Consider the following 15,039-nt stretch of genomic DNA (forward strand, 5'->3'; position numbering starts at 1 on the left):
CATTTATAACATTAGATGAATTTTAATTCATAATTTCATATAATAATACATCTCTCTTTTCTCTCCGTCAATCACTTTTCTGAATTTTATATAAACAAAAAACCAAGCAACTTAATCGATGCTCGGTTCCTCATTCCGTATCGGCAATACCGTAGAATATTTAATTTCACGAAGTGCTAAACTCGTTTGTATACGTGTAATACCTAGCTTATTTAACTTTCTAATAAACTGCTCTAACTCCTTACGATCACGATTCGCAACTTTTAATAAATAATCATATTCGCCTGTTAAACAGTGACATTCTAACACTTCAGGCATAGATTCTAATTCTCGTTCTAACACTTCAAGTTTTTCCGACTGATGAATATTCGTGCTCATAAAAATGAAACATAATAAATCAAATCCAAGCTTTTCTTGATTTAAAATTGCTACTTGCTTATCAATGAATCCTTCCCCGTCTAATCTTTTTATTCTTGCATGCATAGCAGCTGGTGATAAATTAACGCGGCGTGCTAACTCTGCATTACTTACTTGTGACTCTTTCTGCAATATATCTAAAATTTTCACATCCAAATCATCAAGCACTTTAATAACAGATGACTCCATCAAAATTCCTCCTTTTTCTTACCGATGATTATTCGAAGAAACATCTCATAACTTATATAAAACTGAATATTTTTCTGTAAATGAGATTTCTAACGAAATATTTTATCGGATTTTTACCATTATACAAAAGAATATATTAGACAATAAAGAAAAATGCTAAAATTATTTACAGTTCATTCTTATTTCAACAAAGGGGTTTTTAGCATGCCTTATTTTTATGTCTTTTTACTATTATTAACAAGCTTATTATGGGGAGGAAATTTCGTCGTTGGGAAATCACTCGTCGATCATGCATCTCCGATGACACTGACAAGTTTAAGATGGCTAATTGCGATCATTTGTTTATTACCAATGGTATGGTTTAAAGAGAAGAAAATCATTCCACCACGCTCTGCAATACTTCCGTTAATACTTATGGGAATTTCAGGAGTCGTTCTTTTTAACATTTTTCAATTTTTAGCACTAGAAAAAACATCCGCAACGAATGTAGGTCTTATTTCTACATTGAACGCTATTTCGATTGCATTATTTTCTGTGCTATTTCTAAAAGAAAAAGTAAATACACTTCAAATTCTTTCTATGATTCTTTCATTTTTCGGGGTTATGCTCGTCCTTTTAAAAGGAAATTTTGCACTTTTATTTTCACTACATTTTAATAGCGGAGATTTATGGATGATGGCGGCAGTATGTATTTGGGGTATTTACTCTGTTTGCAGTAAATGGGCGACAAAAACAGTTACACCGCTAATGGCGACGTTATATTCTGGTATTTTCGGCGTCATTTTATTGCTTCCATTTAACATAGGCAACTTCACTGTTTCCAATATTAATTCTTCCTTCATAACATCACTTTTATATACAGGACTCGTTTCAACGGTCCTTTGTATGGTATTTTGGAACATTGGTGTACAGAAATTAGGAGCTACTACATCGGGTATTTTTCTAAATTTCAATCCAATTTTCACAGCTATTTTAGCATTTATTTTCCTTGGAGAAGAACTAACATGGATTCAAATTTTCGGGACAATTATCGTCGTTACAGGGTGCTATTTATTCTCTCATTTTAAAACTGTTTCTCCTCAGACGACTAGAGCTTTAGTGCGAAAGCATTCTTAATGAAAAAACATCGCCACCAGAGTGGCGATGTTTTTATTTACCTTTCATTTCTTTCACATACTGTTTTTCTTCTTCTGGCGATAAGCGTTCTGTTGCCTTTCCGGTATCACCACCTTGAATTTCCCACAAAAAGTTATGCTCCTCAACCGTTTGTGAAAAGTCTCCTTTCTCCCAACGCTCCAAAGTAGAAAGTAGCTTTGATTTATATTTAAAATTAGTACTGCTTTCTACTGCGTTCTTCGCACTACTAATTTCCTTATTTGTCATTTCGATAAATCCCCATTTCTCAGAGGATTTCACTTTTTGATGTACCATCCTATGCATTGTAGAAATAATTTCATCTTCACTAGCTTGTTGCTTCTCTTCCTTTGCTTTCTTCCCTTGTTGCCCCATTACATTTTGTGCTTTAAGACTCTTCTCCTCTTCTTCTATATAATTAAGCAGTTTAGTAACACCGAATACAGCTCCTATCGCAATTACAATTATTGTAATTGTCCCTATAATCCATTTTTTCATATTATGTATTCCCCATTCCCCTAATAATCACATAAACAAATGGAATCGCCTGCGCACAGCCGATTCCATTTGTTTCCTTATTTCATTTTAAACCTTCATCGCTGCTCGCACAATATAACTATCCACATATTGCTTGAATTTTACGATTTTTCCATTTTCAAGCTGCCATATATGAACGAATTCTGCTTCAAATGATTTTCCCGTTTCTTTATAAACTCCAGAATACATACCTTCAGCAATGATTACATCTTTTCCGTTTACTTCATGGTACGTATTTACACTCGCTTTATAATTATCCCATTCTGATCCTAAACGACTAAATACATTTTCCATTATAGCTTCTGTACCAATATACGTTCCACCGTACGGAAAACCGGCTGCCTCTGTCCACTCTACTTTTTCAGAGAGAGCTTCCGCTAAATGTTTTGCATTTGAAGAAGATGGTCCTTCATATGTGCTTCGAACAATTTCTAAATTTGTTTTTTGTACCATTATTTTTTCACCCCAAATGCGTTTGCCGCTAAAACAAGTCCAATTTCTAACGCTTTAACGTGCGGGAATCGTTCCTTTATTGCCGTTTGAATTTCTTCACTTGAAGGATTTCCTGCAAGAACTTCATCAAATGCTACTAAATATTTACGAGTATGCTTAATCGCATCTGCTGTATTTGGTACGTCATAATCACGATGACCCGCTACAACAATTTCAGGGTGAAGATTTTCAAGTTCACTTAATGTTTCTAACCATTTATGACGAGCTTCAGCATCTGTTTCTAACGTCCATGCGAAAGTATTGTTATACACGATATCTCCTGTAACTACTGCTTTTAATGACGGAATCCATACGTAACTATTATTAGGTGTATCACCTTGTAGACCACCTTTAATGATTAAGTCATTTCCCTCTAACGTAAGCTTATCTCCCTCTAACACTTCTGGAACAATTGGCTGATGAGGAACATTATGCCCAATAGATGGTTTCCATTGTTCCACTTTCTTTTCAAACGTATTGCGAATATCTTCTACTGTATTTCGCAACGCTACAATTTTCGCTTTTGGAAATGCTTCATGTAATACATTTAATCCAAAATAATGATCTGGATGGAAATGAGTTACATAAATATGAGCTAAATTCTTTCCTGTTTCAATAATTTGAGCTGCTAAACGATGTGCATCACTTAATAAAAATTGTGCATCGATAAGAATTGCATCTTTTTCTCCGTATACAATTGTGGATGTAACTTGAAATGCTTGCTCAGATCCTGTAAAAACCTCTAAATGTAATTTTGACATGTTATTTCCTCCACTTTTTATTTACTCTTTTATATTCCTTTATTCTTTAAGCTTTATTCTAGCTGTAACTAACTTAGTTACAGCTAGAATAAAAAAATATACGAATCATTTTATTACTAATCGACTTGATGTAATTATTATAGTTACACCAAGTCGTCAAGTCAACACTTAAAAAATGAAATTTACTTCGTTTTCATTACTTTCTCTTTTAAGAAACGATCTACATATCCTTCTGCTTTTACAACGAATAAATACGCACCCATTGATAATAATGCAAGATCTAATTCATATCCCGGATTCTTTCCATCTCCTAATAAGCCTGCTGCTCCATTTACCTTTACGATAGCTCCAGCCAAAATAAGAGCGAATAACAATCCTACATACCTCACGCCTAAACCGATAATCAATAATATACCACCAACTAATTCAACTGTTGCTACGCCGTATGCAAGACCACCTGGTAAACCGATACTTGTAAACCATCCTGCTACGTTATCTATACCTGATTGAAACTTTGCTAAACCGTGTGCAAAGAACGTAACTCCTAACACGATACGAATAATTAAATTCCCAATATATTGATTCATTTTGAACTCTCCTTTTTTGTTTTGTTATGGTGAACATTTATTCACAAGACAAAACAATACGGTATTTCTTTTCATTCGTCAAATACTTTTTTAAAGAAACCAAAAAACATTATCCCCTTTACGGATAATGTTTTTTACAAAATAGTGCTAATTCAAGCTTTCGCTCTATTACTTAGAATAAGTTGAAAATTTTTCCCAGCGCCTATATAAGACAATAAAGACACATCTTCTTCAATCACCATTCCAACAACATTCACTTTCCCATCTTCAGGTAAATCACTTATAACAATTTGCATTTCGCCAGCATATCTACCGTACAATTCATTATCAATTGTAATACTGCCTCGTTTTCTTGAAATTGTATTCATCGGCTGTAATACAACTTTATTTTCTTCGCGCGATTCTACAGAACGAATGGCATCACGAGCTGGATCAAGCCGATTCGTATGCACTTTCTCTACCACTTTCAATACTTCCATTTCATTTATAAATGGCTCATATCGCAGCGGAATAATCCCATTACTCGCCATCGCGATTTCTTGTACACTTTCTAGACTCGCGCTTATGTCTCCAATTAGCACTTTATCGACGTCACACTCTTGAACAAGTTCTAAATACGCTTCAAGTGGACGCATATAGCGGTGCTTTTCTAACGTTGGTAAACCTTCATATAAAGGACCTCGTTTTTCACCATCTCCCGGAATAAATGCCATCGTTTTTATTCCGCAATCATGTAAATACTTATTTTGTTTTTGTAAAAATGACTTTGCTAGTCCTGTTTCTGGACGCGGGTAAAAATTATGCCACGCTTCTACACGATCTACTCGTATATTTTCCGCAATTAACTCTTTCCAAAATGATTCTGTAATCGTACTCGCGTTTAACGCTACCTTCATCTTATGAGATACACTCGCAATTTCTTTGGGCGCGATGCCGTAATCCATTCGTAAACCAGTAATGCCCCACTCCAATAATTCTTCCACATTTTCATACGTTACTCCTAAATGATGTAACGACTTTGGAGAGACATCGACCATTAATTCCATTTCATTTTCGAGAGCTTGTTTCCCAAGTATTTGAATTAACTCTTTATACGTATTCGGATCATCTTCTGGAATGTGAAGAGATGTAAAAATAGATGAAAATCCGTTTTCTTTCGCTATTTTTAACCATGCTTCTTGTTTGTCCACTCGCTCTTTTGAAAGATAAATTGAAACTCCTAACATATAAATCTCTCCTTCTACTAATATAAAAAAAAGAGAAAGGAATCCCTTTCTCTATATGTTTTCTGCCATTTCTTCTTTAAAGCCGAAGAAGTACGTAAAGATAAATCCGAAAGTATATGCAATCACTAACCCTAAGAAATATAATAAATATTTATTATCAGCAATTAACGGAATTAAAGATAATCCTGATACACCGATTCCGAGTGAAGCCGTTTTCATTACTGCCTGGAATGCACCACCGACAGCCGCTCCTAAACAAGCAGTAATAAATGGTTTCCCAAGTGGTAATGTAACCCCATATAATAACGGTTCGCCAATTCCTAAAAATCCAACTGGCAATCCACCTTTAATCACATTACGAAGTCGTTTATTTTTTATTTTTACATAAATCGCAATCGCTGCTCCTACTTGCCCAGCGCCAGCCATTGCGAGTACTGGTAATAAAGGTGTTACATGTGTTTGATTAATGAATTCCATATGAATTGGTGTTAAACCATGATGTAACCCGACCATAACGAGAGGTAAAAATGTTCCTGCAAGCACAGCTCCCGCAAACGCTCCACCAACATTTAAAATTGCATTAATACCACTCGTAATACCATCAGATAAGAATCCCGCTACTGGCTGAATCGCTAACATCGTTACTATACTTACAGCTAATACAGTAATAAGTGGTGTTACGATAATATCAACTGCATTTGGCACCGCTTTTCGTACTCGTCTCTCAACTACAACCATAAGCCATGCTGCAAAAATAACTGCAAATAATCCGCCCCGTCCGGGTACTAGCGCTTCACCAAATAATTTTACATTCGCCATCGCCGGGTTGAAAATTAAAATACCAGCAATTGCCCCAAGAACTGGCGTCCCGCCAAATTCTTTCGCTGTATTCCAGCCGACTAAAATACCTAAGAATGTAAAGATACCGCCGCCAATTAAAAGTAACATTTGCAGCCATGTTGCATTCGGGTCAGCACCTGCATTTTTCGCAAAGTTAGCGACCCCATTTATAATTCCTGATGCGACAAGACCAGGTATTAACGGAATGAAAATACTTCCTATTTTTCTTAAAAAGTTTTTCACTGGTGTATTATTTTTCTTCTTAATCTCTGACTTCATCTCTTGCCCAAGATCTTCAAGGTGATGATCTGCCACTTCACCAATTCTGAGTCCTGTTAAAACTTCCATTTCTGCTGCTACTTTATTTACCGTTCCTGGACCAACGACAACTTGAAGTGTTTCATCTTCAATCACACCCATAACGCCTTCAACCTTTTTCAAAAGGTCCATGTTCACTTTACTTTCATCATGAAGCGTTAGTCGTAACCTCGTCATACAATGAGCAATGCCACGAATATTTTTTACTCCCCCAAGTTGCTCCGTAATCCTACTCGCCATTATCTCTTCTTTCTTCATAATAGAATCCCCCTCCCCATAGTTTAAAGTGCCTTCTTCACAAATCCTTTCGCACCTTTTAATTTTTCTAGTGCTTCCCCATATTCACACTGTAGTAATATCATAACGATTGCAACTTTCACATTTCGATTTGCTTTCTCATAATACTCTGTAGCTACTTCATAACTAGCGCCTGTCGCTTCCACAATAATTCGTTTTGAGCGTTCTACCAATTTTGCATTTGTAGATTGAACATCTACCATTAAGTTTTTATATACTTTCCCTACACCAATCATAGACGCTGTAGAAATCATATTGAGTACTAACTTTTGCGCTGTGCCAGCCTTCAACCGTGTTGAGCCTGTTAATATTTCTGCGCCTGTTTCCACTTCCACATTTAGTTTTGCATATTTACTTATTTCAGCATTTTTATTACAGGAAATGCTAGCTGTACTCGCTCCCACGCTACTTGCGTATTTCAATCCGCCAATTACATAAGGTGTTCTACCACTTGCTGCAATTCCAATAACCGTATCTTTCTCGTTTAATCCAATACTTTTTAAATCTTCTTCTGCTAACTCTTCACGATCTTCAGCACCTTCTACCGCTTTGGTAAACGCTTTTAATCCACCTGCTATAAATCCCTGCACCATTTTGTCATCTGTACCGAATGTCGGCGGGCACTCCACTGCGTCTAAAATGCCTAAACGACCACTCGTACCAGCCCCAATATAAATTAATCGTCCATCTTCTTCAAAAGACTTAATAACAATTTGTACAACCTTTTCAATTTCTTCTATTTCATTTTCAACTGCTAACGCAACAGTTTGATCTTCTTGATTCATACTTTGTAAAACTTCTTTTATGCTCATCTCATCTAAATTCATCGTCTTCTCATTACGATGTTCTGTAGATAAATTTTCTAACATATTGTCACCTTCTTTGAAATTTAATTTCATACTTTCATTATAACTTTAAGAAATTAAAAATCAATATTACTCTCTTATTTTATGAAATTTTATTTCTTTTCATGACAAATTTATGTCCAGCCACACAAAAAAGATGGGTTGCCCCATCTTTTCACTTTAACTTCCGTAACCGCAGAGCCTCTTCTCTCGTCTCCATAAATTGATCTATCACATTATTGCCAATACGGTTAAAAGTAATAACGTATAAAGCATCAATCATATTCAGTTGCGTCATTCGTGAAGCAATACTTGCAATGCGATGATCTTGCTCTACATCCGGCATACAAAGGCGAATGTCTGCCGCTTTATATAGAGGAGATGATTGATCTAGCTTCGTAATCGCAATAACTGTAGCACCTTGTCTTTTCGCATATTGCGCCATTTCAAGCACATCTTTCGTCCGCCCAGAAGTTGAAATCGCCACAAATATATCTCCCTCTTTTAAATTTGTTACGAGTGGCAACATCATATGAAAATCGGATAGCATCATTGCAGTAAATCCAAGCCTAGTAAATTTATAAGCTCCGTCCATCGCCGGTGTAGCTGATCCACCTACACCATAAAATATGATCTTATTAGCATTTACAATACTATCTGCAGCTTTCTCAAGTTCCTTCTTATCTATCGCAGTAACACTCGCCTCAATTGCAGCTTTATTCACATATGTAACTTTATTAAACAAATCGTACGGTCCATCTTCTGTATTCATCACTGAAAAATCGTTAATATTATAATCAACAATTGTTAATTCACGAACGAGCGCTATCTTAAATGCTTTAAAGCTTCCAATACCGATTGTTTTACAAAAACGTACAACACTCGCCTCACTCGATCCCGCATTTGTAGACACTTCTTTTGTCGTTAAATTTGGAACAATCTCTGCGTTCTCCATTATGTACATGGCAACCTTCTTTTCAGCTGGTGAAAATTGATCCATATTATTTTCAATTTTAAATAGTAATGTTGAAGCTTTCACCATTTCACCTCCACTTCTTACAGCTGCTTTTTATTTCGCATATTCTTCTTCATGGAGATAATAGCCATCATCACCAGGAGGATGCTGAACAATTACAGTTCGATTCCCTTTTTTATATGCAGTTATTTCACCTTCAGATCTCTGTTTTTCCCATCCGTCTATCCAAATTGCGAAGTCAGGTAAAAATGCGGTGTACTTATGTTCTTTCGGATTATCCCCTTCCACATAGGAAGAAAAAATAGAAACCGGAAAACCTTTCACTTTTGATTCTTTTCCTACAATAAATGGTATGCAAAGTAAAAGAAGTATAACTACACCTATAACTTTTCCCCTCGTAATCTTCACCTATTTCTCTCCTTACCCTAGCATATACGTAGATTTTACCATAATTACAACCTGTTCATGCTGCATAACCATTGCTTTTTTGCGATAAAAAAAAGAGCTTACCTACATCAGATAAGCCCTTTCTATACAAAGTACTTCTTCAAAAGTGGCGGCGTAATAATCGTTGTCAATATAACAACAATGACAATAGCTGTGAAATTTTCTTTCGCTAACAAATTTGCCGTTAATCCATTTGCTGCAATAATGAGCGCTACTTCTCCGCGTGATACCATCCCTGCACCGATACTAATAGAAGATTGTAAGTTAAATCCTGTTAGTCTTGCTCCTAAACCTGATCCAATTAACTTTGTGAAAATCGCAATGAGCGTCATAATGATAATGAACCAAAGTTGGCTTCCTATACCTTGAAATGTAATTTCCATTCCAATACTTACGAAGAAAACCGGTACGAATATCGCATACGCAATCGGTTCAATTTTATGTTCCACTTCATGCTTGTACTCTGTTTGCGAAATCGCAATCCCTGCTGCAAATGCCCCAATAATACCTGCGATTCCCATTTGCTCACTATAATAAGCAAATGAAAAACAAATAATAAGAGCCGCACTAATTAACGCTTCCGACACGCGAAGTGGTACGAGCATTTTCATAATCCACGGAACTACTTTCCATGCGATAAAAACGATACTTACAAAGAAAATAATTTTCTTTGCAATGACAAGTGTTATATTCACATCTTGCGTTCCTAAAAAGCTCATTACAAACGCTAATAAAATAACGACTATCACATCATCAAATACGGCAGCACCTAAAATCGTAGTACTTTCTCTCGTATTCATCTTCCCTAAATCACGTAACGTTTGCACTGTAATACTAACCGATGTTGCGCAAAGTAATAACCCTATAAAAATTGCATGAGATTGCATTAATCCAAACAACAACCCTGCCACATATCCACCGATGAAAGGTAAAATAATTCCACCAGCCGCCACTGCAAATGATGATTTTAAATTCCGATTTAACTCTTCTAAATCTGTTTCGAGTCCCGCCATAAACATAAGTAGCAAAACACCAATTTCACTAAGCTCATCAATAAGTTCTGAGCTATTAATAATACCAAGCACAGCAGGACCGATAATAATACCAACGATTAATTTACCAAGTACAGAAGGCTGGCCAAGCCTAACACTAATATCACCAGCTAATTTCGTACAAAGTAAAATGATAACAAGTTCGAAATAAAATAACATAACATCTTCTCCTACTATATAAAGTGAAACTTTAATCAGTGGATTATTCTTCATCTCTACTGATTGTTAACCCGCATCTATTTCTGCACATAGTTTCTCCTTACAACTGGCATTTTATTTGTTAAAGTTTTGTTTGACAAAATATTCTGAATTATATTAAAATTAATCCAGAAATTTCAAAAAACTACATACCATAACTGTACCTTCATTCACTTACGTACTCTTTACTATTCGCAGTTATGGAAATGAAAAACGGGGGGAGAGTCCAAAGTGAAGTCATTATTACGAAAAAAAGCGCTTAGTACTGAATCACCAAGGCAGCTAGATCGAACATTAACGGCACTCGATTTAACGTTTTTAGGAATCGGCGCCGTAATTGGGACAGGGATTTTTGTATTAACAGGTATTGTAGCGGCGAAACATTCTGGTCCTGGTATTATGCTATCATTCCTTATTGCTGCATTTACTTGTGCTTGTGTAGCTTTTTGTTATGCCGAATTCGCTTCTTCTATACCAGTCTCAGGAAGTGTTTATACTTATGCATACATGACCGTAGGAGAAGTTGTCGCCTTCATCGTTGGTTGGTGTTTAATGCTCGAATATTTACTCGCAGTTGCAGCGGTAGCTGTTGGCTGGTCTGGATATTTACAATCATTGCTTCAAGGGTTCAATATACACCTTCCCGCCATTATTTCCTCGGCCCCTGGAACAGGAAAAGGTGGTCTCATTGATTTACCGGCTGTTTGTATTTTACTTCTCATTACTGGTCTTTTAAGTTTTGGTATACGCGAAAGCGCACGCATTAATAATATTATGGTCCTTATAAAATTAGCAGTTATTATCGCCTTTATCGTAGCAGGTGCAAAATATGTAAAGCCTGAAAATTGGACACCGTTCATTCCATTCGGGTACGACGGTATTATTACTGGTGCTGCCACTGTCTTCTTCGCCTTTTTAGGTTTTGATGCAATCGCAACTGCGGCAGAAGAAACGAAAAAACCGCAGCGTGATTTACCAATTGGCATTATCGGTTCCCTTCTTATTTGTACGGTTTTATACATGATCGTATCTTTCGTTTTAACAGGTATGGTTCCTTATACGCAATTAGATGTTTCTGATCCAGTTGCATTTGCACTGCATTTCGTTGGCGAAGATACTATTGCGGGGCTACTTGCAGTTGGTGCGATGACAGGAATGACAACCGTTCTTTTAGTCGTTATGTATGGACAAGTTCGTGTTTCTTATGCAATGAGCCGAGACGGCTTGCTCCCAAAAGCGTTATCACGCGTAAATAAAAAAGTAAAAATCCCTTTACTAAACACATGGATTACTGGGGTATTTGCAGCTTTATTAGCAGGACTTTTAGACCTACATTTACTAGCAAATTTAGTAAACATCGGTACGTTAACAGCCTTCTCATTCGTTTGCTTTGCTGTACTTATTTTACGGAAAACTCATCCTGATTTAAAACGAGGCTTTCGTACACCACTCGTACCTGCACTACCAGTTGTCGCTATTATTTGTTGTTTATATTTAATGCTTAATTTGTCTAAAACGACATGGATCAGCTTTGCAGTCTGGCTTATAGTCGGTTTATGCGTCTACTTCTTCTACTCTAGAAAACATAGTCATTTAGCTACTGAAAAAACAAATGATGAGAAAAAAGAAGCATAAAAAATAGCTCGCCTATAATAAAGGCGAGCTATTTTCACGTTCTATTATGTTTTTTCGTTAACGCTTGTAAAACGATAAAGTGAAACTTTAATCAGTGGGGGTTTTGTCCATCCCCCACTAATTATTAACCCTCACCAATCGGGCTCTTACGGGCAGTTGTCTCCCCACTACCTTCCTCGTATTCACCAAATTTTGAGGTGGGAGTCTTACTGCCCGTTAATAGCGGGAAAAATATACCGATGCAAGCTCGTACATAACCTGCAACTTTTGTATACTTCTTCTCCCTTACTTCGCCTCTTTCTTTTTCTTTCTCCATGCATTCAAACTATCAAAGAAAAAGTTAATAAATAGCGTTCCTAATCCCGCTAATACAAATGTCATTAAAAATAGAACCCATATACTTTTATCTTTTAATAAATAATATCCTACAAGGAGCACAACGGCGATCCATACATATTCAAGAATTCTTTTTAGCTTTTTCTCTTCCAAATTATTCGCTCCCTTTTTCTATACTACTTTTAGTATAACAAAAAAGAAGCCTATCATGATAAGCTTCTTTTTCTTATACCTTACTTGTTGATGCTTTTTTCAACAAGTGAAATAGCGTGCTCTAACGTACGATTCATCGTTTCTACCTGTGCATCTTTTACTTTCACATCTTTTAATACAGCTTCTGCAACTGTAATTTTTTGGCTCAATGATTTCACTGAACCGTCCGTTACATTTGCAGCTTGTGCTTTTTTCACTACTGCTTTTGCAGCTTCAACATTCACTTGTAATTTTTCTTTCGGTGTTTTTGGCTGTTCTTCTGCCACTTTTGATTGTACAAATGTTTGGTTTGCTGTTTTTAATTCATTATACATTTGAACAAATTGCTCACCTGTACTTGTCATATTCCCAAACACTTTCTTAGCATTGTCATAGTTTTTTTGTAATTCATTAAAAGCTTCTTGTGAATATTGACCTGGCTTTTCACCAAATTCATAAGTACCTGCCAATACTTCTTTCACTTTCGCAATCTCTTCATATAACGCATTTACTTGCTCTAATTTTGTACGATTAGAAAACTCGTTATATGCTGCTACTACTTCTGAAGAACTTAATGCTTTACTATATAATTTTGCTAATGCAATTTGTCCATTTAACGGAATACCGCCATTTCCGTTGCTGTCTGGATCTGCACCAAGTGCAAATGGCACGTTCGGATGATACACTTTCCCACTAGCTGGCTGACTATTTACTTTTTTACCATCTACATAAATTGCTACTTCACTTCCGTTATACGTTCCTGTTAAATGATACGTTTTGTTTGCTTCTAATTGAACGCCAACACGTTTATAGCTTCCGCCAATATGAGCCCATAATTCTACATAGCCACTTCCTGTAGACTCAAAACCAATTCCACCACTCTCTGTATTTTGCAAAATACCTTGTCCGCGAATTTCATTCATTGAAAATACAGTTTCTAACGTAAATGAATTTGCTACTTTTTCTTTTTGTGCTGCTGAAAATGGAAGATACCCAAATGTATTTGCTTTTCCATTTAATTTCATTACATTTGTTTTCAACGCTTTATCATATTCAATAGATACATTCCCTTTCACATCACCTTTTGTTCCAAACGGTGAGTTATCTTTAAATGTACCATCTAAGAAATTCACATCAAAAACGTCTGCCTTTGGCACTTTTACATTCGGATCAATATTATCTTTTTTCGTAGTAATTTCAGCCGTTAACGGCTGCGCGCTTTCATTGCCAAACGAATCAATCGCAACTACTTCAAGTGTATATGATTTCCCGCCATCTAATCCTGCAAGTGTAAATGTAAGTTCTTTTGGAACTGGATCACGATAAAACTCTGAGAATGCTAATAACTTATTTTTAATCTCACCTGTTTGTTTATCCTTCGCTTGTACACGATAAGAATGAACAAGAAGGTTGTCCACCGCTTGTGGGAATGTTACTGTTGCTGCGTTTTCCGTTACATTTGATACTGACAATTTCGCATCTTTCGCAAAAGATGGCTTTTCTTTATCACGATCTTCTACATGCGTAAATGTTTCTTTCTTTGATGGCAACTGAATTTTCCATGGCTCGCCTGTCCAAGAATTTGTATGGAAATCACGGCGATTAATTGTTACTTCTTTATCATCTACTTCTACTAATAAACCTTGACTTAATGTGCTAGCTCCTGGGGGGATATTCCCTTGTACTTTACCGCCTTCAACTTCCATATAGCTTACAGAAGATGTTCCAACAGACGTAAAGTCTTTTTGATGAATCGATCTCGGATCATCTAACGGATAATGTGAATGACCTGAAAACGTAATTACTTGTGGGTATTCTTTTAATACCGCATTAATTTTTGCACTATCTTTCGTTCCCCATTCTTGACTACCGTACACTGTATCTTTAATATGTTGATGTAAAAACACAAAAATCGGTTTTTCTGGATCATCTTTTTGTGCCTTTGCCATTTCTTCTTTTAACCAATTAATTTGCTTGTCCGAATAATAGCCATGTGTTGTACCATCCTCTGGAGACATAACAAGGAAATGATACCCTTTTACCACTTTATGATAATAAATCGATTCCATTCCTGTCTTTTCTAAGAAACGCTTCTGTGCTCCCTCTACAGATAAGCCGTTCCAATAATCATGATTACCAAGAGAATTCATTCGTACCGCATCTTTATTTGCATTTTCGTTATACACTTGCATGAAACGATCATATTGCTTTACTGAACCCGAATCAGTAAAATCACCTACAATGACAAACGCATCTTGCTTTGGTGCAAGCGTATTAAATTGCTCAATCGCTCGTTTCCAGCGGAACGTATCATCTGTTCCACTATCTTTAATATGCACATCACTTACAACTGGAAAAACGATTTTCTTCTCACTTGGTGCCTTTTCTTGCTTTTTATCTTCCGCTTTAACCGACGCACTCCACGGAAATGACACGAATGCTAATACAAAAACCATTAATAATCCAATAAGTCCTTTTACTTTTCTTAAAGCAGTTCTTTCCACGTAAATCCTCCTCATATAATAAACTAATTACAATGGTTATTGTATCGAACGTATAT

15 protein-coding genes are annotated in these 15,039 nt (G+C 36.2%); 2 read left to right on the top strand and 13 right to left on the bottom strand.

What is annotated here, in order from left to right:
- Window positions 1-111: 111 nt before the first annotated feature.
- Entirely contained in the window at window positions 112-606 is a 495-nt protein-coding gene (locus AB3X48_RS09625) for an Lrp/AsnC family transcriptional regulator (RefSeq protein ID WP_016103820.1), read from the bottom strand.
- A 204-nt stretch (window positions 607-810) separates the two neighbouring features.
- On the opposite strand from AB3X48_RS09625, the gene AB3X48_RS09630 reads away from it, so the two are divergent.
- On the top strand, window positions 811-1,722 hold the full coding sequence (locus AB3X48_RS09630; protein ID WP_016103819.1) for a DMT family transporter: 912 nt from the start codon (window positions 811-813) through the stop codon (window positions 1,720-1,722).
- Between the two features lie 33 nt (window positions 1,723-1,755).
- Here AB3X48_RS09630 and AB3X48_RS09635 read toward each other — a convergent pair whose 3' ends face one another.
- The 10 genes from AB3X48_RS09635 to AB3X48_RS09680 all read right to left on the bottom strand — a co-directional run bounded on the left by AB3X48_RS09635 (window position 1,756) and on the right by AB3X48_RS09680 (window position 10,331).
- Entirely contained in the window at window positions 1,756-2,238 is a 483-nt protein-coding gene (locus tag AB3X48_RS09635; protein WP_016103818.1) for a DUF6241 domain-containing protein, read from the bottom strand.
- A gap of 87 nt (window positions 2,239-2,325) precedes the next feature.
- Window positions 2,326-2,730 carry a nuclear transport factor 2 family protein gene (locus tag AB3X48_RS09640; protein ID WP_016103817.1) on the bottom strand — a complete coding sequence of 135 codons (405 nt, stop codon included), beginning with the start codon at window positions 2,728-2,730 and terminating at the stop codon, window positions 2,326-2,328.
- Entirely contained in the window at window positions 2,730-3,530 is an 801-nt protein-coding gene (locus AB3X48_RS09645) for an MBL fold metallo-hydrolase (protein WP_016103816.1), read from the bottom strand. The genes AB3X48_RS09640 and AB3X48_RS09645 overlap by 1 nt, the downstream gene beginning before the upstream one ends.
- Window positions 3,531-3,712: 182 nt before the next feature.
- The gene (locus AB3X48_RS09650; RefSeq protein ID WP_001077751.1) at window positions 3,713-4,117 is read right to left on the bottom strand and encodes a DoxX family protein; all 405 of its coding nucleotides are present in this window, start codon (window positions 4,115-4,117) and stop codon (window positions 3,713-3,715) included.
- A gap of 152 nt (window positions 4,118-4,269) precedes the next feature.
- Entirely contained in the window at window positions 4,270-5,343 is a 1,074-nt protein-coding gene (locus tag AB3X48_RS09655; protein WP_016103815.1) for a DUF871 domain-containing protein, read from the bottom strand.
- Window positions 5,344-5,394: 51 nt separating this feature from the next.
- On the bottom strand, window positions 5,395-6,759 hold the full coding sequence (locus tag AB3X48_RS09660; protein WP_367959373.1) for a PTS transporter subunit EIIC: 1,365 nt from the start codon (window positions 6,757-6,759) through the stop codon (window positions 5,395-5,397).
- A gap of 23 nt (window positions 6,760-6,782) precedes the next feature.
- Window positions 6,783-7,667, bottom strand: coding sequence for an N-acetylmuramic acid 6-phosphate etherase (gene murQ, locus AB3X48_RS09665; RefSeq protein ID WP_016103813.1), 885 nt, complete (start codon window positions 7,665-7,667; stop codon window positions 6,783-6,785).
- A 151-nt stretch (window positions 7,668-7,818) separates the two neighbouring features.
- Window positions 7,819-8,682 carry a MurR/RpiR family transcriptional regulator gene (locus tag AB3X48_RS09670; RefSeq protein ID WP_033710460.1) on the bottom strand — a complete coding sequence of 288 codons (864 nt, stop codon included), beginning with the start codon at window positions 8,680-8,682 and terminating at the stop codon, window positions 7,819-7,821.
- Window positions 8,683-8,712: 30 nt separating this feature from the next.
- A complete protein-coding gene (locus AB3X48_RS09675; protein WP_002203333.1) occupies window positions 8,713-9,027 on the bottom strand; it encodes a hypothetical protein in 315 nt (104 codons plus the stop codon).
- A gap of 122 nt (window positions 9,028-9,149) precedes the next feature.
- On the bottom strand, window positions 9,150-10,331 hold the full coding sequence (locus AB3X48_RS09680; protein WP_082187199.1) for a cation:proton antiporter: 1,182 nt from the start codon (window positions 10,329-10,331) through the stop codon (window positions 9,150-9,152).
- Between the two features lie 216 nt (window positions 10,332-10,547).
- Here AB3X48_RS09680 and bcaP point away from each other — a divergent pair, with 216 nt between their 5' ends.
- Entirely contained in the window at window positions 10,548-11,951 is a 1,404-nt protein-coding gene (gene bcaP / locus AB3X48_RS09685; protein WP_002203335.1) for a branched-chain amino acid transporter BcaP, read from the top strand.
- A 285-nt stretch (window positions 11,952-12,236) separates the two neighbouring features.
- Here the strand turns inward: bcaP and AB3X48_RS09690 are convergent, their stop codons facing one another.
- Both AB3X48_RS09690 and AB3X48_RS09695 read right to left on the bottom strand, forming a co-directional pair.
- Window positions 12,237-12,440, bottom strand: coding sequence for a hypothetical protein (locus AB3X48_RS09690; protein WP_002159163.1), 204 nt, complete (start codon window positions 12,438-12,440; stop codon window positions 12,237-12,239).
- Window positions 12,441-12,520: 80 nt separating this feature from the next.
- Entirely contained in the window at window positions 12,521-14,983 is a 2,463-nt protein-coding gene (locus AB3X48_RS09695; protein WP_016103811.1) for a LamG-like jellyroll fold domain-containing protein, read from the bottom strand.
- Between the last annotated feature and the right edge of the window lie 56 nt (window positions 14,984-15,039).

The sequence above is a fragment of the Bacillus sp. S4 genome (genome assembly GCF_040838205.1).
Classification (GTDB): Bacteria; Bacillota; Bacilli; order Bacillales; family Bacillaceae_G; genus Bacillus_A; species Bacillus_A cereus_U.